17 protein-coding genes are annotated in these 19,630 nt (G+C 69.1%); 1 reads left to right on the forward strand and 16 read right to left on the reverse strand.

Going from position 1 to position 19,630, the window contains the following annotated elements; translation table 11 throughout:
* Nucleotides 1–12 precede the first annotated feature (12 nt).
* The 15 genes from LPC04_RS25335 to LPC04_RS25405 all read right to left on the reverse strand — a co-directional run bounded on the left by LPC04_RS25335 (nucleotide 13) and on the right by LPC04_RS25405 (nucleotide 17,299).
* Nucleotides 13–2,115, reverse strand: coding sequence for a M13 family metallopeptidase (locus LPC04_RS25335; protein ID WP_275685099.1), 2,103 nt, complete (start codon nucleotides 2,113–2,115; stop codon nucleotides 13–15).
* A 108-nt stretch (nucleotides 2,116–2,223) separates the two neighbouring features.
* Nucleotides 2,224–4,293 carry a M13 family metallopeptidase gene (locus LPC04_RS25340; RefSeq protein ID WP_338055481.1) on the reverse strand — a complete coding sequence of 690 codons (2,070 nt, stop codon included), beginning with the start codon at nucleotides 4,291–4,293 and terminating at the stop codon, nucleotides 2,224–2,226.
* A 97-nt stretch (nucleotides 4,294–4,390) separates the two neighbouring features.
* Nucleotides 4,391–6,463: a M13 family metallopeptidase gene (locus LPC04_RS25345; protein ID WP_275685100.1), complete on the reverse strand. Its 2,073-nt coding sequence runs from the start codon at nucleotides 6,461–6,463 to the stop codon at nucleotides 4,391–4,393.
* Nucleotides 6,464–6,725: 262 nt separating this feature from the next.
* Nucleotides 6,726–7,337 carry a chorismate--pyruvate lyase family protein gene (locus tag LPC04_RS25350; protein ID WP_275685101.1) on the reverse strand — a complete coding sequence of 204 codons (612 nt, stop codon included), beginning with the start codon at nucleotides 7,335–7,337 and terminating at the stop codon, nucleotides 6,726–6,728.
* An 11-nt stretch (nucleotides 7,338–7,348) separates the two neighbouring features.
* Nucleotides 7,349–8,482 (reverse strand): acyl-CoA dehydrogenase family protein, encoded by a 1,134-nt coding sequence (locus LPC04_RS25355; RefSeq protein ID WP_275685102.1) that lies wholly within the window; start codon nucleotides 8,480–8,482, stop codon nucleotides 7,349–7,351.
* A gap of 36 nt (nucleotides 8,483–8,518) precedes the next feature.
* Nucleotides 8,519–9,220 (reverse strand): SDR family oxidoreductase, encoded by a 702-nt coding sequence (locus LPC04_RS25360; RefSeq protein ID WP_275685103.1) that lies wholly within the window; start codon nucleotides 9,218–9,220, stop codon nucleotides 8,519–8,521.
* A gap of 23 nt (nucleotides 9,221–9,243) precedes the next feature.
* Nucleotides 9,244–9,765, reverse strand: coding sequence for a hypothetical protein (locus tag LPC04_RS25365; protein ID WP_275685104.1), 522 nt, complete (start codon nucleotides 9,763–9,765; stop codon nucleotides 9,244–9,246).
* Nucleotides 9,766–9,772: 7 nt separating this feature from the next.
* Nucleotides 9,773–10,246 (reverse strand): MaoC family dehydratase, encoded by a 474-nt coding sequence (locus LPC04_RS25370; protein WP_275685105.1) that lies wholly within the window; start codon nucleotides 10,244–10,246, stop codon nucleotides 9,773–9,775.
* A gap of 163 nt (nucleotides 10,247–10,409) precedes the next feature.
* Nucleotides 10,410–11,588, reverse strand: coding sequence for an acetyl-CoA C-acyltransferase (locus LPC04_RS25375; protein WP_275685106.1), 1,179 nt, complete (start codon nucleotides 11,586–11,588; stop codon nucleotides 10,410–10,412).
* Nucleotides 11,589–11,628: 40 nt separating this feature from the next.
* Nucleotides 11,629–13,428, reverse strand: a complete 1,800-nt coding sequence (aceK, locus tag LPC04_RS25380; protein WP_275685107.1) for a bifunctional isocitrate dehydrogenase kinase/phosphatase — start codon at nucleotides 13,426–13,428, stop codon at nucleotides 11,629–11,631.
* A gap of 3 nt (nucleotides 13,429–13,431) precedes the next feature.
* Nucleotides 13,432–14,115, reverse strand: coding sequence for a carbonate dehydratase (can, locus tag LPC04_RS25385; protein ID WP_275685108.1), 684 nt, complete (start codon nucleotides 14,113–14,115; stop codon nucleotides 13,432–13,434).
* A gap of 51 nt (nucleotides 14,116–14,166) precedes the next feature.
* Nucleotides 14,167–14,865, reverse strand: coding sequence for a Type 1 glutamine amidotransferase-like domain-containing protein (locus tag LPC04_RS25390; RefSeq protein ID WP_275685109.1), 699 nt, complete (start codon nucleotides 14,863–14,865; stop codon nucleotides 14,167–14,169).
* Nucleotides 14,862–15,479: a GNAT family N-acetyltransferase gene (locus LPC04_RS25395; protein WP_275685110.1), complete on the reverse strand. Its 618-nt coding sequence runs from the start codon at nucleotides 15,477–15,479 to the stop codon at nucleotides 14,862–14,864. Before LPC04_RS25395 ends, LPC04_RS25390 begins: the two co-directional genes overlap by 4 nt.
* Before the next feature lie 7 nt (nucleotides 15,480–15,486).
* Nucleotides 15,487–16,668, reverse strand: coding sequence for an isovaleryl-CoA dehydrogenase (locus tag LPC04_RS25400; protein ID WP_275685111.1), 1,182 nt, complete (start codon nucleotides 16,666–16,668; stop codon nucleotides 15,487–15,489).
* Nucleotides 16,669–16,828: 160 nt separating this feature from the next.
* Nucleotides 16,829–17,299, reverse strand: a complete 471-nt coding sequence (locus LPC04_RS25405) for a MerR family transcriptional regulator (protein ID WP_275685112.1) — start codon at nucleotides 17,297–17,299, stop codon at nucleotides 16,829–16,831.
* Between the two features lie 49 nt (nucleotides 17,300–17,348).
* Between LPC04_RS25405 and LPC04_RS25410 the strand changes: the two genes are divergently transcribed.
* The gene (locus LPC04_RS25410) at nucleotides 17,349–18,410 is read left to right on the forward strand and encodes an MBL fold metallo-hydrolase (RefSeq protein WP_275685113.1); all 1,062 of its coding nucleotides are present in this window, start codon (nucleotides 17,349–17,351) and stop codon (nucleotides 18,408–18,410) included.
* A 247-nt stretch (nucleotides 18,411–18,657) separates the two neighbouring features.
* On the opposite strand, the gene LPC04_RS25415 is transcribed toward LPC04_RS25410, so the two are convergent.
* The gene (locus LPC04_RS25415) at nucleotides 18,658–19,614 is read right to left on the reverse strand and encodes a M48 family metallopeptidase (RefSeq protein WP_275685114.1); all 957 of its coding nucleotides are present in this window, start codon (nucleotides 19,612–19,614) and stop codon (nucleotides 18,658–18,660) included.
* Nucleotides 19,615–19,630: the final 16 nt, after the last annotated feature.

Consider the following 19,630-nt stretch of genomic DNA (forward strand, 5'->3'; position numbering starts at 1 on the left):
CCCGCATCGTACTCACCACAGGCGCAGCCGATCCTCCGGCGCCTTCCACATCTTGTCGCCCGGCTTGGTGTGGAACGCGTCGTGATAGGCATCGGCGTTGATCGTGGTGCCGTCCGCGCGGAACTGCGCCGCCGAGTGCGGGTCGGTCGCGATCAGCTCCAGCTCGCGCTCGTCGCGCACCTTGCCGCGCCACACCTGGGCGAAGCCGTAGATGAAGCGCTGCTCGCCGGTGAAGCCGTCGATCACCGGCGACGGCTTGCCGTCCAGCGAGAGCTTCCAGGCCTTGTACGAGATCTGCAGGCCCGAGAGGTCGGCGATGTTCTCGCCCAGCGTCAGCTTGCCGTTCAGGTGCTGGCCCGGGATGGGCTCGTAGGCCGAGTACTGCGCCACCAGGCGGCCGGTGATCTCGTCGAAGGCCTTGCGGTCGTCGTCGGTCCACCAGTTGCGCAGGCGCCCGTCGCCATCGAGCTGGCTGCCCTGGTCGTCGAAGCCGTGGCTGATCTCGTGGCCGATCACCGCGCCGATCGCGCCGTAGTTGACCGCGTCGTCGGCGGCCACGTTGAAGAACGGCGGCTGCAGGATGGCCGCCGGGAACACGATCTCGTTCTTGTTGCCGCTGTAGTACGCGTTGATGGTCTGCGGCGTCATGCCCCATTCGGTGCGGTCGACCTTGCCGCCGATGCGCACGATCTCGCGGTGGTACTCGAAGGCCGCGGCGCGATCGGCGTTGCCGAGCGCATCGCCGGGCTTCATGACAAGCGCCCCGTAGTCGCGCCAGACGTCGGGGTAGCCGATCTTGACGTTGTACTTCGACAGCTTCAGGTGCGCCTCCTTCTTCGTCGCCGGCGACATCCACGTGAGGCCGTCGATCGACGTCGAGTACGCCTTCATCAGGTTGGCCACCAGCGCCTGCATGCGTGCGCGATACGCGGGCGGGAAGTACCTGGCCACGTAGAGCTGGCCGACCGCCTCGCCGAGCGGGCCGGTCACGCCGAGCCCGCCGTTCATCTGCTGGACGGCGTCCTGCCAGCGCGGCTGGCGCTCCTTCACGCCGGCGATCGTGACCTGGTGGAACTGGTAGCTCGCGTCGCGGAAGCCGGCGGGCAGCACGGTGGCGGCGCTGTCGAGGCGGCGCGACTTCATGTACAGCTTCCACGTGTCCAGCGGCTCGGACTTCAGCAGGCCGGCCAGCGCCGTCACGTAGTCCGGCTGGCGCACGACGATGATCTTGCCGGGCGGCAGCTGCGCCTGCGCCTCGAACGTCGGGAAGTCGAAGCCGGGCGCCAGCGCATCGAGCTCGGCGGGCGTCTTGGGGTTGTGGGCCAGCTTCTGGTCGCGCGTCCTGTCGCGCGGCCACTGGGCGGCGGCGATCTTCGTCTCGAGGGCCACCACCCGTGCGGCATGCGCGGGGCCGTCGGCGTCGCCGGACAGCGTGAACAGCCTGGCGAGGTAGTCCGTGTAGGCCGCGCGCGCCTTGGCGAAGCGCTCGTCGGCCTTCAGGTAGTAGTCGCGGTCGGGCAGCCCGAGGCCGCCCTGGCGGAAGCTGGCGATGTAGACGCCGGGATCGTCGACGTCGGGGTTCGCATCGACGCCCAGCGGCGTGCGCACCACGCCCTGCCAGTGGCCCATCAGGCCCACCAGCATGCCGGTGTCCCTGATGCTGTCGACGTCCTTCAGCGACGCCTCGATCGGCGCCAGGCCGGCCTTGTCGATCGCGGCCTCGTCGACGTAGCTGCGGAAGAAATCGTTGATCTTCTGCGCGTCGCTGCCAGCCGCCGGGTGCGTGGCCTGCAGGCCTTCGACCAGGTCGCGCACTTCGTGGTCGGTGCGGTCGCGCAGTGCGTCGAACGTCCCCCAGCGCGACTTGTCGGCCGGGATCTGCGTGTTCTTGACCCAGGTGCCGTTCATCGCGAGGAACAGGTCGTCCTGCGGGCGCACGGACGTGTCCATGCCGGACCTGTCGATGCCCGAGCCCATCGTCTTCGTGGCGGTGGACGTGGTGGTGGTGGTCTCGACCGTCGTGGTGGTCGTGGTCGCCGTCTGCGCGTGCACGGACGCAACGGCCAGCAAGGCGGCGGCCGCGAGCGCGGCACGGCGGAAGTTCGGAGCGGTCATCGAAGGGCCTCGAGTTTCAACAGGGGTGCTGGAAATGGAGAAGGGCCGCGCGGTCGGCGCGGCCCTTCGATGGTCATGCAATGTGCAAGGGGATGGTCCTCGCCGCGTTCACCAGAGGCGGATGCGGTCGGCAGGCGCCTTCCACATCTTGTCGCCCGGCTTGGTGTCGAACGCCTCGTGGAAGCCGTCGCTGTTGATCGAGGCGCCGTCCGCGCGGAACTGCGGGGGCGAGTGCGGGTCGGACGTGACCTGGTGCAGCATCGCCTCGTCGCGCAGCTTCTCGCGCCACGCCTGCGAGAAGCCGTAGTAGAAGCGCTGCTCGCCGGTGAGGCCGTCGATGACGGGCGCGGGCTTGCCGTTCAGGGAGATCTTCCAGGCCTTGTAGGCGATCTGCAGGCCCGACAGGTCGGCGATGTTCTCGCCCATCGTCAGCTTGCCCTTGACATGCACGCCGGGCAGCGGCTCGTACGCGGAGTATTGCGCGTCGAGCTTGCCGGTGATCGCCTCGAAGGCCTTGCGGTCCTCCGGCGTCCACCAGTTGCGCAGCTTGCCGTCGCCGTCGTACTGGCTGCCCTCGTCGTCGAAGCCGTGGCTGATCTCGTGGCCGATCACCGCGCCGATCGCGCCGTAGTTGGTCGCGTCGTCGGCCTTCATGTCGAAGAACGGCGGCTGCAGGATGGCGGCCGGGAACACGATCTCGTTCTTGGTGCCGTCATAGTACGCGTTGACGGTCTGCGGCGTCATGCCCCACTCGGTGCGATCCACCGGCTTGGTGTTGCGGACAACCTGGCGGTGGTACTCGAACGTCGCGGCGCGCACGGTGTTGCCCAGCGCGTCGCCGGCCTTGACGTCGAGCGCCGTGTAGTCGCGCCAGTGGTCGGGGTAGCCGATCTTGATGCCGTACTTGGCGAGCTTGGCGTGCGCCTCGACCTTGGTGGCCGGGCTCATCCACGTCAGGCCGTCGATCGACTGCGCGTAGGCCTTCATCAGGTTGTCGACGAGTTCGACCATGCGCGCCTTGTACGCGGGCGGGAAGTACTCGGAGACATAGACCTGGCCGATCGCCTCGCCCATCGAGTCGTTGAGCGTGCCGACCGCGCGCTCCCAGCGGGCGCGGTCCGTCTTGACGCCGGTCATCGCGACGCCGTGGAACTGGAAGCGCGCGTCGCGCACGTTGGCCGGCAGCTCCAGCGACACCGCGTCGATCAGGTGCACGCGCAGGTAGGCCTTCCAGACATCCAGCGGCTCGGACTTGATCAGCTTGTCCAGCGCCCAGAAATAGCTCGGCTGCGCGACCGAGACGAAGGGCGGATCGCTCAGTTCGCCGGCGGCGAGCCAGGCCTTCCAGTCGACGTCGGGCGCCTTGGCGGCGAGCTGCGCGGTCGTCATCGGGTTGTAGGTCTTGACCGGATCGCGGTTGGCCTCCTTCGTCCATTGCACGCGCGCCAGCCTGGTCTCGAGGTTCATGACCGCGGCGGCCTGGATCGTCGCGTTCTTGCTGCCCTGCGCGGCCAGCAGCGTGCGAATGTAGTCGACGTAGGCCTTGCGCGCCTTGGCGAAGCGCTCGTCCTTCTTCAGGTAGTAGTCGCGATCGCCCAGGCCCAGGCCGCCCTGGGCGGCGCCGGCCGAATAGACGGTCGGATCCCTGGCGTCGGGGCCGACGCCCAGGCCCATCGGCAGGTCGACGAATGGCACCCAGGCGCCCATCAGCGTGACCAGGTCCTTGCGCGTCCTGACGGCGTCGATCTGCGCCAGGTACGGCCACAGCGGCCGCAGGCCGGCCGCGTCGATGGCGGCCGTGTCCATGTAGCTGGTGTAGAAGTCGCCGACCTTGGCGCCGACGGTGCCCATGGGCTGAGGCTTGGCGGCCAGGCCCTCGATGATGGCCTTGACGCGCTCGTTGGACAGGTCGTCGAGCTGCGTGAACGTGCCGTAGTCGGACTTGTCGGCGGGGATCGGCGTGTTCTTCAGCCAGGTGCCGTTCATCGCGAAGAACAGGCTGTCCTGCGGACGCACGCCGGTGTCCATGCCGGCCTTGTCCAGCCCCGAGGACATCGCGGCCGGCGCCGCGTCGACGGGCATCGCCGCGGAGGCCGCGGCATCGGCGGCGGCCGACAGGTCGGCCGCGAAGGCCAGCGACAGGGCGACGACGATCGCCGCGGGACGGAAGGCGTTCAAGGCAGGCTCCTCGATCGAGGTTGTGGGCGGGCCACGCGGCCCGCCATTCGTTGTGTCGACAGCGGACGGACGCTCGCGCGCCCGCCCGCGAAGCGGCTTACCAGAGGCGGAGACGATCCGCCGGAGCCTTCCACATCTTGTCGCCCGGCTTGGTGCCGAAGGCGTCGTGGAAGCCGTCGCTGTTGATGGCCGCGCCGTCGGCACGGAACCGCGCCGGCGAGTGCGGGTCGATCACCACCAGCTGCAGCGTGCGCGCCTCGCGCACCTTCGCGCGCCAGACCTGCGAGAAGCCGTAGTAGAAGCGCTGCTCGCCCGTCAGGCCGTCGATGACGGGCGCCGGCTTGCCGCCGAGAGACATCTTCCACGCCTTGTACGAGATCTGCAGGCCCGACAGGTCGGCGATGTTCTCGCCCATCGTCAGCTTGCCGTTGAGGTGCACGTTGGGCAGCGGCTCGTAGGCCGAGTACTGCGCATCGAGCTTGGACGTGATCGCCTCGAAGGCCTTGCGGTCCTCCGGCGTCCACCAGTTGCGCAGCTTGCCGTCGCCGTCGAACTGGCTGCCCTGGTCGTCGAAGCCGTGGCTGATCTCGTGACCGATGACCGCGCCGATCGCGCCGTAGTTGACCGCGTCGTCGGCCTTCATGTCGAAGAACGGCGGCTGCAGGATGGCGGCCGGGAACACGATCTCGTTCTTCTGCGGGTCGTAGTACGCGTTGACGGTCTGCGGCGTCATGCCCCACTCGGTGCGGTCGACCGCCTTGCCGTTGCGCACGGCCTGGCGGTGGTACTCGAACTCGGCGGCGCGCACGCTGTTGCCGACCGGGTCGCCCGCCTTCACTTCCAGCGCGCCGTAGTCGCGCCAGACGTCCGGGTAGCCGATCTTGACGCCGTACTTGGCCAGCTTGGCATGCGCCTCGACCTTGGTCGTCGCGCTCATCCAGGTGAGGTTGTCGATCGACGTGGAGTAGGTCTTGAGCAGGTTGTCGACCAGCTCCACCATGCGCGCCTTGTAGGCCGGCGGGAAGTACTTGGACACGTAGACCTGGCCGATCGCCTCGCCCATCGCGTTGTTGAGCGTGGCCACGCCGCGCTGCCAGCGCGGCTTGTCCTGCGTCACGCCGGTGATGGCGACGTCATGGAACTGGTAGGCGGCATCGCGGAAGCCGGCCGGCAGCTCGCGCGCGACGCCGTCGAGCATGCGCACGCGCATGTAGGCCTTCCAGACGTCCAGCGGCTCGTCCTTGACCAGCTTGGCCAGCGCCCAGGTGTAGTCGGGCTGCGAGATCGAGACGAACGCCGGGCTGGGCAGGTCGCCGGCCTCGAGGTAGGCCTTCCAGTCGATGTTGGGCGCCTTGGCCGAGAGTTCCTTGAGCGTCAGCGGGTTGTAGGTCTTGACCGGGTCGCGGTTGGCTTCCTGCGACCACTGCACCTTGGCCATCTTCATCTCGAGCGCCATCACGGCGTTGGCGTCGATCACGGCGTTCTTGTCGCCGTCCAGCGCCAGCAAGGTGCGCAGGTAGGTGACGTAGGCGGCGCGCGCCTTGGCGAAGCGCTCGTCCTTCTTCAGGTAGTAGTCGCGATCGCCCAGGCCCAGGCCGCCCTGGAAACTGCCGGCCGAGTAGATGGTCGGATCCTTGGCGTCGGGGCTGACGCCGAGATTCAGCGGCATGTCGGCGAACGACACCCACTTGCCCATCAGCAGCACGAGATCCTTCTTGTTCTTCACGGCGGCCAGCTGCGCGTGGTACGGCGCGAGCGGCTTGACGCCCGCGGCGTCGATGGCCGCGGTGTCCATGTAGCTCTTGTAGAAGTCGCCGAGCTTGGCGTTGATCGTGCCGGCCGGCTGCGGCTGCGTGGCCAGCTCCTCGATGATGTCCTTGACGCGGGTGTCGGACAGCTCACGCAGCTGGTAGAAGGTGCCCCACGACGGCTTGTCGGCCGGGATGTCTGTCTTCTTGACCCAGGTGCCGTTCATCGCGAGGAACAGGTCGTCCTGCGGGCGCACCGCCGGATCCATGCCTGACTTGTCGAGCCCGAGCTCGGTGCCGGGGGTCGGCGACGCGGCGACGGGCGCTGCGGCCGAGGCAGCCGAATCGGCGCCGATGGAGACTTGGCTGGCGAAAGCCAGCGACAGGGCAACCACGAGCGTGGCGGGGCGGAATGGGTTCAAGGCGCGTCCTCGGATGTTGTTGGCGGTGACGGCCCGCACGCTGGGAGGCACCCTTGTGGGGCGCCGGCGCGACGGGCTGGCGGCCACCCGGAAGTGGCTGGCGCATGGCCGGCTGCGGGGCAGCGCGGACAGCAGCGAAAGAGTGTAGCGACGTGGATCGCCTCACCGTGCCAATGGTTCCCCTGACGCCGACGCGGCGCCCGGGCTTTGCGACGAACTGCATCGGCGCGGCATCGAAATACGAGCCGCCCGCGCGCAGGCCTCAGGGTTGACCCGAGGTTTCGTGCCGCGCGGGCGCGCGCCACGGCACCGCGCGGGCGCGCTGCGGCGCGTCGAAGGCGGCGATCGCCGGCGCGAAGCATTCGGTGACCAGCAGCGGCGCGCCGCGGCGCGTGAACACCGAGCAGCGCGCCCAGACCTCGCGCCGCCCCCAGTCGGCGCCGGTGGCCTCGCGCCAGCGTCGGTGCACCGTCGCGGCGATGCCCGAGCCGGGTGCGAAGCGCGCGAACTCGAAGCCGGAGCGCTGCGGCGCCGGCAATCCGAACAGCAGGTCGGCCAGCGCGCGATTGCCCAGCCCGCGGATCGCCTTCCAGGTGCCGCGCGCATGCACGGCCTGCAGCACCGAGCGGGCATAGACCACCGGCACGCCGTCGGCCAGCAGGATCACCTCGCGCCCGTGCGCGGTCGCGCCTGCGGGACAGCCGATGCGCTCGGCCTCGGCGGGCTGCAGCCGCACCGGGCCTTGCCGCAGCACGCGCACCGTCAGCCTGCCGCTGACCGACGCGATGCGCGCGCTCAGCGAGCCGTCGATCTGCAGCCACGCGCCCATCCGTCGCGAAGCGGGCATCGGGTGGATGCCCTGCTTCGACACCATCACCGGTTTCATCAGAGTGCGAGCGCCCTGCCGATCAGGATCTTCTGCACCTCGGACGTGCCTTCGTAGATCTGGCAGACGCGCACGTCGCGGTAGATGCGCTCGACCGGGAAGTCGGTCGTGTAGCCGTAGCCGCCAAACACCTGGATCGCCGCGGAGCACACGCGCTCGGCCATCTCGCTGGCGAACAGCTTGGCCATCGCGGCCTCCTTCAGGCAGGGCTGGCCGGCGTCCTTCAGGCTCGCCGCGTGATGGATCAGCTGGCGCGCGGCCTCGATCTGCGTGGCCATGTCGGCGAGCTTGAACTGGATCGCCTGGTGCTCGAAGATCGGCTTGGCGAACGCCACGCGATCCTTCGCGTAGGCCACCGCCGCCTCGAACGCCGCGCGCGCCATGCCCACCGACTGCGACGCGATGCCGATGCGTCCACCCTCGAGGCCGGACAGCGCGATCTTCAGGCCCTGGCCCTCCTCGCCGATCAGGTTCGCGGCCGGGATGCGGCAGTTCTCGAACAGGATCTGCGCGGTGTCGCTCGCGTGCTGGCCCATCTTCTCCTCGATGCGCGCGACGACGTAGCCCGGCGTGTTCGTCGGCACGAGGAAGGCACTGATGCCCTTCTTGCCAGCCTCCTTGTCGGTGACCGCCATCACGATCGCGAGATCGCCGTTCTTGCCGCTGGTGATGAACTGCTTGACGCCGTTGAGCACGTATTCATCGCCCTGCTTCACGGCCGTCGTCCGCAGCCCGCCGGCCTCCGAGCCGACGTGCGGCTCGGTCAGGCAGAAGGCGCCCAGCAGCTCGCCGCGCGCGAGCGGCTTCAGGTAGCGTTCCTTCTGCGCGTCGTTGGCGAACGCCATCATGATCGTGTTCACCGGGCAGTTGGTGACGCTGATGATGGTGGACGTCGCGCCGTCGCCCGCGGCGATCTCCTCGAGGATCAGCGAGACCGACAGGTAGTCCAGCCCGGCGCCGTCCCACTCGGTGGGCACCGCGATGCCGTAGCAGCCGAGCTCGGCCAGTCCCTTCAGCTCCTCGCGCGGGAAGTGGCACTCGCGATCCCAGGCGGCGGCCTTGGGGGCGACGCGGTCGCGCACGAACGCGCGGACGGCGTCCTGCACGGCGCGGTGGTCTTCGGAGAGGTACATGGTTGTCTCTTGAAATCGTTGTCGTCGTGGATTGTCCTACCAGGCGAGCGGCGCGCCGTCGTAGTTCAGGAAGCTACCGCTGCGCGACGCGTCGAGCGCGGCGATCGCGCGGCGCATGCCGGCGACGGACTCCTCCGGCGCGAGGTCGGCACCGGCGCCGCCCATGTCGGTGCGCACCCAGCCCGGATGGAACGCGACGCACACCGCACGGCCGGCGAGCGCGATCGATGCGTCCTTCAGCACCGAGTTGACCGCGGCCTTGGACGCGCGATACGTCCAGCCCGAGGTGCCATTGCGCAGGCCGATCGAGCCCATGCGCGACGAGATCACGCCGATGCGCGCGCCAGGCTGGCCGGCGACCGGCGGCGCGAGCGCATCGGCCACCGACGGCAGCACGCGCATCGCGCCGAGCACGTTGGTGTGCATGACGGCGTCGAAGTCGTCGACCGACGGCGGCTCCATGCCCGCGCTGCGTGGGCCGTAGACGCCGGAGACGTAGAACACGGTGTCGAAGCTCTCGCCGTCGATCTGCCACGCGAGGCCGGAGGCACTCGCGGCGTCGGCGACGTCCAGCTTCAGCGGCTTGGCCCCCAGCGCGGCGATCGCCGCCAGGCCATCGTCGGCACGCGCCGTCGCGGTCACGCGTGCGCCGTCGGCGCGGTACTGGCGCACGAACTCGAGGCCGAGGCCGCGCGAGGCGCCGACGATCAGGACATTGCGGGCAATCGGGGAAGACATGGCCGTCGCTTTCTTCGAGGAGTTCAGCGCAACGCGCGGTGCTGGCGCCACAGCGCCCGCGCGCCGACGGCCAGCAGCATCAGCAACATCAACGCATAGAGCACGAACTTGACCTGGGTGATGCCGCTGGCCCATTGCACGAGCTCGGGCGAGAGGTCGTCGCGCGTGACGAGGATCCTGAACTGCAGCACATTCTCGGCGGTGTCGGCGATCGCCGCCAGCCAGGGCCACATCGTGGCGCGCGCGGCGTCCAGCCGGAGCATCACGGCCGCGACGAGGCCGCACAGCAGCCACGGGAAGACGGCGTCGACCGCGCGGTAGCATTCGTAGTCGAACAGGCCCGCCGCGCCGAGCTGGCGGAACGCGGCCAGGACACCCGACAGGGTATAGCCCGCGGGCCGCTCGTCGAACGGCGCCGCGCCGGTCAGCGCGAGGAAGTGCGCGCCGGCCGCGGGACTCCACGGCAGCTGGAACAGCGCGATGCACACGAAGGTCGCGATCGCGATCCCCGCCAGCACGCGCGGACGCAGCAGCCAGCGGTTCATGTCACCATCACGAGGCGCGGCGCACCAGCACCGTGCCGCGCGCGATCACCGCCAGTGCATGGCCGACGGTGGCCTTGCCCTCGAGCTGCGCGATCACGCCGTCGAGGCTGGCGTTCCATTCGGTGCTGGAGACGACCCAGCGCATCGAGACGTCGGAGCCGGCGAAGATCGGCTCGCGATAGGCGAAGTTGAAGTGCAGGCACAGCATCGAGCGCGCGATGCCGTCCTCGCGCGAGAAGTACGACGCGGCCAGGCCGCTCATCAGCGCGGACGTGTGCTGGCCGCTGGCGATCACGTCGGCGAGGCCCGCGCGGCGGGCCGCTTCGCGGTCGTGGTGCACGGGGTTGAGGTCCAGCGTGAGCGTGGCGAAGCGCGAGATCTCGTCGCGCGTGTAGTGCGCGACGTGCTCGATGCGTTCGCCGACCTGCACGAGGGCGGCGATGGCGGCCTCGTCGGCGATGAGCGTGGAGGAATCGGTCATGGAGTTCCGGGTGAGCTTGGGTCGGATGCGGATGGCGCGGGATCGCCTCGCCTGAGGCGGTCGGCGCAATCAAAGGCACGCAGTGTGCCGGGTCCGCATCCGGCCGGGGGTATTGGCCGCAGCCGTTACCCGCCGTTTCAAGCTCGCGTGGATCTTCGCGCGATTACAGCAGCTCGACCGCCAGCGCCGTCGCCTCGCCGCCGCCGATGCACAGCGCCGCGACGCCGCGCTTCTTGCCAAGCTTGCGCAGCGCGCCCAGCAGCGTCACGACGATGCGCGCGCCCGACGCGCCGATCGGGTGGCCCAGCGCGCAGGCGCCGCCGTGCACGTTGACGATGTCGTGCGACAGGTCGAACTCCTTCATCGCGGCCATCGTCACGGCGGCGAAGGCCTCGTTGACTTCCCACAGGTCGACCGACGACGCCGCCCAGCCGGTCTTCTTCAGCACCTTCTCGATGGCGCCGGCCGGCGCAGTGGAGAACCACTCGGGGGCCTGCGCGTGCACCGCGTGGCCGGCGATGCGCGCCACGGGCTTCAGGCCCAGCCTGGCGGCTTCCGACTCGCGCATCATCACCAGCGCGGCGGCGCCGTCGGAGATGCTGGACGCGTTGGCGGCCGTGATCGTGCCGTCCTTCTTGAACGCCGGCTTCAGCGTCGGGATCTTGTCGAGCTTGGCCTTGAACGGCTGCTCGTCGAACTTGACGACCGTGTCGCCGGCCTTGCCCTGCAGCGTGACCGGCGCCATTTCCCAGTCGAACGCGCCGCTCTCGTTGGCCTGCTTGGCGCGCCTGGTGGAGGCGATCGCGAACTCGTCCTGCGCCTCGCGCGTGAAGCCGTACTTGGCGACGCACTGTTCGGCGAACACGCCCATCGCGCGGCCGCGGTCGTAGGCGTCTTCCAGGCCGTCGAGGGCCATGTGGTCGAACATCTGCGCGGCGCCGTAGCGCACGCCCTTGCGCGCGAACATCAGGTGGGGCGCGTTGGTCATGCTCTCCATGCCGCCGGCCACCATCACGTTGGCGCTGCCGGCCAGCAGCATGTCGTGCGCGAACATCATCGCGCGCATGCCGGAGCCACACATCTTGCTGAGCGTGACGGCGCCCGCCGAATCGGGCAGGCCGGCACGGCGCACGGCCTGGCGCGCCGGGGCCTGGCCCTGGCCGGCCATCAGGCAGTTGCCGATCAGCGCCTCGTCGACGGCGTCGCCGGGCACGCCGGCGCGCTCGACGGCCGCCTTGATGGCGACGGCGCCGAGCTCCCAAGCCGGCAGCGCGGCGAAGTCGCCCAGCATGCCGCCGATGGGCGTGCGGGCGGCGGAAACGATGACGATGGAATCGGACATGGAAGGCTCCTTGGGTCGGGCGGGAAAAGAGAGGGGACGTTCAAACTGGCAACGGCTGCCTGGCCGTCGCTTCGGAATCGGGATGGGCGGCGCGCTGCGCGCTGAAGCGTCGCGACGGGTCGTACGGAAAGACGTCGTGCACGTAGCCGGCGACGATGCGATCCTTCTGCCGTTGCCAGTAGCCGGCGTCGAGCAGGTCGGCGTGATGCGCCATGAACGCCTGGCGCACCACGGGGTTGCCGAGCAGGAACGGCTCGAAGGTCTCGGGGAACACGTCGCGCGGGCGCACCGTGTACCAGACCTCGCCCGACATCTCCTCTTCCTCGTTGCGCGGTGCGGGCACGCGGCGGAAGTTGCAGTCGGTGAGGTATTCGATCTCGTCGTAGTCGTAGAACACGACCTTGCCGTGGCGCGTCACGCCGAAGTTCTTCCACAGCATGTCGCCGGGGAAGATGTTGGCCGCGACGAGATCCTTGATCGCGTTGCCGTACTCGACGACCGCCTGCTCGATCTGGCGCGGGCTCGCGTCCTGCAGGTAGATGTTGAGCGGGATCATGCGGCGCTCGATGTAGGCGTGGCGGATCACCAGCGTCTGGCCGTCGTCCTCGAGCAGGCTGGGGCAGAAGCGCTTCAGCTCGGCGATCAGCTCGTCGTCGAAGCGATGGCGCGGCAGCGCGACGTTGGAGAACTCCAGCGTGTCGGCCATGCGGCCCACGCGGTCGTGCTGCTTGACCAGCAGGTACTTGGCCATCACCTGCTCGCGCGTGGTGTCCTTGGGTGCCGGATAGAAGTCCTTGATGATCTTGAAGACCACCGGGAACGACGGCAGGTCGAACACCAGCATCACCATGCCCTTGATGCCGGGCGCGATGCGGAACTTGTCGCTCGAATGGCGCAGGTGCGTGAGCAGGTCGCGGTAGAACAGCGCCTTGCCGTGCTTCTGCAGGCCGACCTGGCTATACAGCTCGGCGCGCGTCTTGCGCGGCATCAGCGTGCGCAGGAAGTGCACGGTGGCGCTCGGCACGCCCATGTCGACCATGAAGTAGGCGCGCGCGAAGCTGAAGAGCAGCAACAGGTCTTCCTCGCCGATCAGCGCGGCGTCGATCGCCAGCAGCCCGTCGTCGCCGTGCAGGATCGGCAGCGCGAACGGCAGCTCGCCGAAGCCATTGACGATCTTGCCCACCACGTACGCGCCCTTGTTGCGATAGAACAGCGACGACAGCACCTGCACCTGGAAGTTGGCGCGCAGGCGCGCGTCGCCGAGCGAATGCAGCAGCGCCTGCACGACATCGTCGACGTCGCGCGCGAGATCCTGGAACTCGACCTCGAGCTGGAAGTTCGTGATGACGCGCATGCAGGTCTCGTGCAGCGTCTCGCGCGTCGGGTAGTACGCGCGGTAGGTCGGCATCGCGGCCGGCTCGTCGTTCTCGATGTAGTCGGTGGAGACGGCCGGGCGCACGAAGATGAAGTCGTTGCGGAAGTCGCGGCGATCCAGGATCTTGGTCGTCACCGAGTTGAAGAAGGTCTCGGCAAGCTCGGGCTGGCGATGGTTCGTCAGCAGGCCGATGGTGTGCAGCTTGACCTGGTGCCACGTCTCGCGCGGCAGCTCGGAGGCCTTGAATTGCGCGTGCAGGCGCTCCACCGCCTCGTCGACGCGCAGGTCGTAGAACGCGATCCGATCGCGCTGCGCATCGAGCTGCCCCTGCCAGTCGGCCTTCTCGAAGCGCGCCTTCGCGCCGCGGGCCGCGGCGCTGAACAGCCGGTAGTGACGATCGAAGCCCTCGACGATCGCCTGCGCGATCGCAAACGCGTTCGGGTCATCCAGCTGGTGCGGGAACATGACTCAGACGACGGGCAGGTGGCGAAGCTTCAACGCGAGCAGCGCGCGCTGGTACGCCGGCGCCACATCGTCGGTGGAGTTGACGGTGAAGCTGAGATCCTTCAGCAGCCCGTTGTGCAGGCCGTAGACCCAGCCGTGCACGGACACCGTCTGCCCGCGCACCCAGGCGTCCTCGACGACGGTGGACAGGCACACGTTGCGCGCCTGCTCCAGCACATTGAGTTCGACGAGCGCGTCGACCCGGCGCTCCTCGGGCAGCGACATCAGGAAGTCGAGGTGCAGGTTGCGCACGTCCTGCACGTGGCGCAGCCAGTTGTCGACCACGCCGACGCGCGTGTTGTTGAGCGCGGCCGTGACGCCGCCGCACTTCGAATGCCCGACCACCATGACGTGCCGGACCTTCAGCGCATCGACCGCGAACTGGATCACCGACAGCGCGTTGAGATCCGAATGCGCGACGACGTTGGCGACGTTGCGGTGCACGAAGACGTCGCCCGGCAGCAGGCCGACGAGCTCGTTGGCGGGCACGCGGCTGTCGGCGCAGCCGATCCACAGGTACTGCGGCGTCTGCTGCGTCAGCAGGCTCGTGAAGAAGCCCGGGCTGCGCTTCTCCATGCCTTCGGCCCAGCGCACGTTCTTCTCGAACAGGCTGGCAAGGTCGTTGTCGCTGGCGGTGTCGTCGGACATGGTTCTTTCGGGTCGTGAAGCGGGGGCAGTCAGTTTACGGAGCGCGGCGTTTCATCGCGAGGACAAGTCGAGCGAAGGGACTTCGCGGGCTTCTTCACCCGGCAAGCGCAGGTTCGCGGTGACGCCGGGCTTGTCGGCGACGAACTCGGGCTGGGCGTCGGGCCGCACGATCATCATCCCGCCCTCGCGCACGCCGTACGCGGGCGGGTTCGAGACGCCGGCGAGCAGCGGCTGGCGCCAGGGTTCGCTGTCGAGATGCGGGCAGAACGTGCCCTGGAGCCAGCCGAGGCCGGCGCGCACGCCGCCGCCGGGCACGCTGTCGGTCACGTAGTGCTCGAACCAGCAGTTGGCGCCCGCGCTGACGCCGGCCAGCACCGTGCCGGCCTGCCACGCGCCATGCAGCGCGCGGTCGAAGCCGAACTCGCGCCAGACCGCGATCATCGCGGGCGTGTTGCCGCCGCCGACGTAGATCAGGTCGGCGGCCATCGCCTCGGCGACGTAGTCGCGCTTCATCTCGTAGGGGAAGAACGGCAGCAGGTGCAGTTCGCAACCCAGTGGCGCGAACACCTTGAACGCGCGCAGCTGGCGGCTCTCCGCGTCGCCGTGGGCCAGGCCGAGGTACAGCACGCGCGGGCGCGGCCCCTTGGGCGCGCGGATCAGCGTCAGCAGATGCCGCTCCTGCAGGCCGCGGAAGTCCTCGGTGAGGAAGCCCCCGCCGCCGATGCAGGCGATCGCGCCGGCCGAGCTCATGCGCGCTCCATCGCCGTGGCCGCGGTGGCGGCGAGCACGGCGCCGATGTCGGCGTCGCGGCGCGCGATCTCGGTGCGATAGGTCGCCCACACCACGCGGTCGATCACCGCGCCATCCTTGATCGCACTCTGCTTCAGGAGGCCTTCGCGCACGTAGCCGCACTTGCGCACGACTGCCTGCGAGCCGTCGTTCGACGCGAAGATCGGGGCGTGGATGCGCGTCAGCTCCGGGACGGCCGCGAAGGCCCAGTCGGTGACCTGGCGCACCGCGTCGCTCGTGATGCCCCGGCGCCAGTACGCGCGGCCGAGCCAGTAGCCGATCTCGGCGTTGCAGCGCATCCAGCCGCTGGCCTGGTGCAGGCCGATGCAGCCGACGACGGCGCCGTCGGCGACGATGCCCCACACCCAGCCGAACGCGCCCGAGTGCGACTCGTGCGTCGCCCAGGCGTCGGCCGCGGCCAGCGTGCAGGGCTGCGGGAAGGCGTCGAACAGGTTGCGTGCGACCTCCCGGTCGTTCGCGTGCGTGACGAGCGCGGGCGCGTCCTCCGGCGCCAGCGCGCGCAGCAGGCAGCGCTCGCCCTGCAGGATCGGAAGCGGCACGGCCAACGCGCTCATCGCATCCTCACATCGTCTCGGCGAACAGCTCGCGCCCGATCAGCATGCGGCGGATCTCGCTGGTGCCGGCGCCGATCTCGTACAACTTCGCATCGCGCCAGAGCCGGCCCAGCGGGTACTCGTTGATGTAGCCGTTGCCGCCGAAGATCTGCACGCCCTCGCCAGCCATCCACGTCGCCTTCTCGGCGCACCACAGGATGACCGAGGCGCAGTCCTTGCGCACCTGGCGCACGTGTTCGGAGCCCAGCGCGTCCAGGTTCTTGCCCACCGTGTAGCAGAACGCGCGGCCGGCCTGCAGCACCGTGTACATGTCGGCGACCTTGCCCTGGATCAGCTGGAACTCGCCGATGGACTGGCCGAACTGCTTGCGGTCGTGGATGTACGGGACGACGTTGTCCATCACCGACTGCATGATGCCGATCGGGCCGGCGGCCAGCACGGCGCGCTCGTAGTCGAGGCCCGACATCAGCACCTTGGCGCCGCCGTTGAGGTTGCCGAGGATGTTCTCGGCCGGCACCTCGACGTCCTGGAACACGAGCTCGCCCGTGTGGCTGCCGCGCATGCCCAGCTTGTCGAGCTTCTGCGCGATCGAGAAGCCCTTCATGCCCTTCTCGATCAGGAAGGCCGTGACGCCGCGCGCGCCCAGCTCCGGCTCGGTCTTGGCGTAGACGACCAGCGTGTCGGCGTCGGGGCCGTTGGTGATCCACATCTTGTTGCCGTTGAGCAGGTAGACGCCGCCCTTGTCCTCGGCCTTCAGCTTCATGCTGATGACGTCGGAGCCCGCGCCCGGCTCGCTCATCGCGAGCGCGCCGACGTGCTCGCCGGAGATCAGCTTGGGCAGGTACTTCTTCTTCTGCGCCTCGCTGCCGTTGCGCTTGATCTGGTTGACGCACAGGTTGGAGTGCGCGCCGTAGCTCAGGCCCACTGACGCGCTGGCGCGGCTGATCTCCTCCATCGCGATCATGTGCGCGAGGTAGCCCATGTTGGCGCCGCCGTATTCCTCGGCGACGGTGATGCCCAGCACGCCCAGCTCGCCCATCTTGCGCCAGAGGTCCATCGGGAACTGGTCGCTGCGGTCGATCTCGGCCGCGCGCGGCGCGATCTCGGCCTGGGCGAACGCGTGAACGGCGTCGCGCAGCGCGTCGATGTCTTCACCGAGCATGAAATTCAGGCCGGGCAGGTTGCTCATCTCTCGTCTCCTGGGCTGGCGCGCTGCATCGGCTGCGCCGTGGAACAGTGGGAATGCCGCCGACCGAAGCCGGGCCTTGCGACCCGGTCCGGCATCGGTCGGGGCGATTTTAGTTGACGTTTACGTAAACGTAAATCAAACCCGGGTTTGCCGGGCGCGTTCAGGCGCGGATCGCGCGCTTGGGCGACGCCGGCGCCGCCGCGTTCGCGGCCTCGAGCAGCCGCTTGCAGCGGTCCTCGTGCTGGTCGATCTCCTCCAGCGTCACGCGGATGTCCTCCAGCTGCAGCTCGATCTGCTTGCGGTGCGATCGCAGCACCGAGAGGAACGCCTCCAGCTGCGGCGCGGTGTCCGACGGCGAGTCGTACATGTCGACCAGCTGCTTGATCTCCTGCAGGCTCAGGCCCAGCCGCTTGCCGCGCAGCGTCAGCTTCAGGCGCGTGCGTTCGCGCTGCGAATAGACGCGGTTGCGGCCGGCGCGCTGCGGCTCGAGCAGGCCGACGTCCTCGTAGAAGCGGATCGCCCGCGGCGTGACGTCGAACTCGGCGGCCAGTTCGGTGATGGTGAAGCCCTTGGGCGCCGCCGGCGCTTTCGGCGCCTTGTTCCTGCCTGCAGTGCTGGGAGAAGAGCTCATGGGTAGACTGACGTTAACGTAAACGGAAGTCTAGTCCACCGGAGCCCGCATGGCCAACGCCGACGAATCGAAGCTCGAGTACCCGCTGGGCGAGACGCTGCCCGCCATCGGCGCGGTGATCGAGGTCGCGCCGGGCGTGCGCTGGCTGCGCATGCCGCTGCCGTTCGCGCTGGACCACATCAACCTGTGGCTGCTGCGCGACCGCACGGAGGACGGCCGCGACGGCTGGGCCATCGTCGACTGCGGCGTCGCCAACGACACGACGCGTGCCGCCTGGGAGCAGGTCTTCACGCACCACCTCGACGGCCTGCCGGTGCTGCGCGTCATCGTCACGCACATGCACCCCGACCACATCGGCAACGCGCACTGGCTCACCGAGCGCTGGGGCTGCCGCCTGTGGATCAGCGCCACCGACTTCAACGCCGCCCGCCTGGCGAGCCAGTCCACCACCGGCTTCGGCGGCGACGACGCGGCCGCCTTCTTCGGCCAGCACGGCCTGGTCGACCCCGAGGCCCTCGCCAAGGTGCGCGGCCGCGGCGGCTACTACGCGTCGATGGTGCCGCAGGTGCCACGCCAGTACCGCCGCATGATGGACGGCCAGGCGATCCGCATCGGCGACCACGACTGGCACTGCCACGCCGGCTACGGCCACGCGCCGGAGCACATCTCGCTGCATTGCCCGGACCTGAGCGTGCTGATCTCGGGCGACATGGTGCTGCCACGCATATCGACCAACATCAGCGTGATCGACCTCGAACCCGAGGCCGATCCGCTGCCGCTGTTCCTCGCGTCGATCGCGCGCATGCGCGCGTTGCCCGACGACACACTGGTGCTGCCCGCGCACGGCCGCCCGTTCCGCGGCCTGCACGAGCGCGTGCGCCAGCTGTTCGAGCACCACGACCGCCATTTCGACGACGTGGTGGCCGCGTGCCGCGACAAGCCGTGCAGCGCCGCCGACCTGCTGCCCGTGCTGTTCCGCCGCAAGCTCGACCTGCACCAGACGACGTTCGCGATGGGCGAGGCGATCGCGCACCTGCATGCCTTGGCAGGTATGGGACGGCTGGGCGGCCATCTGGACGACGACGGCATCCGCCGCTTTTCGGCAATCTGAATCACATCGATTGCCCATCAAAAAGCGACACGAAAAAAACAAAGCCGATCGCGATTAGACGATCGGCCCTGCTGCCGGTCATGTCCGGCCTTCGCTCCCTGGATGCTCCCTGTCCCTGTTGGGTGATGACAGCATGCAGGTCTTACTTTGCCCGGTGACTTCCCCCTCGCCATCCCCCTTTTGGGGGGAGCCGGGTGAAGATTTATTCACGGCCAGGGGGACGCCGCGTCGAAACCCTGCGGGGTGTTCAGCCCAATACGGGGACGGGTACGTCCTTCAGCGTGTTGCGCAACTTCTGGTAATCGGGAACCACCGAGCGCACGACGTCCCAGAACGCCGCGCTGTGGTTCATCTCGCGAAGATGCGCGAGTTCATGCGCGACGACGTAGTCGATCACCTGCAAGCCGAAGTGCACCAGGCGCCAGTTGAGGCGGATCGAGCCGTCGGCCGACGCCGAGCCCCAGCGCGTCTGCGCCGAGCTGAGCGACAGCCGCGTCATGCGCACGCCCAGCGTGTCGGCGAAGTGCCGGCAGCGGTCGGTGAAGATGCGCAGCGCCTGGCGCTGCAGCCAGCTCTGCACGCTGTCGCGGATCTGCTCGGGCTCGGCCGTCTGCGGCAGGCCGACGTGCAGCACGAGGCGCGGCACGCCGGGCAGCGCCTGGGCGTCGGCGTCGAGCACGGCGCCGGCCACGCGCGGATCGAGCACGATGATCACCGTCTCGCCGAGGAAGGGCAGGCTCGTGCCGTCGCGCCACTCGATGCGCGCGGCCTCGACGCGGCGCGCACGATCGCGCTGCTCCTGCAGCTTGCGCACGATCCAGCCCGCCTTGGCCTGCACCGCCGAATCGATGTTCTGCAGCGAGACCCAGCGCGGCGCGTTGACCTGCAGGCCCTCGGCGCTGACGACGAAGCCGATGCTGCTGCGGCGCACGCGGCGCAGCGCATACCCCACGCAGTGTTCGCCGAGCTGGATCTCGCGCTCGGCTTGCGGATGCCTGAAGTGCAGCGGCGACGGCTCGGTTCGTCGTGCGGGCGGCGGTGCGTCGGGTTCGAAGGCGTCAGGCAAGGTTCGGGCGACGGGTTCGTGCGGCGCGGCGGCGCGCGGCACGAGGGGCAGCGGCGTCGACGGCGCCTCGTTCGGCGGCGGGGCGTCGAAGAGCGAGAGCTGCGGGGAAGCGTCGTCGGCCGGGCCGGGTCGGGGCATGGACGCCAATTCTATC

Origin of the sequence: Scleromatobacter humisilvae (genome assembly GCF_023231945.1) — a bacterium.
Classification (GTDB): domain Bacteria; phylum Pseudomonadota; class Gammaproteobacteria; order Burkholderiales; family Burkholderiaceae_C; genus Scleromatobacter; species Scleromatobacter humisilvae.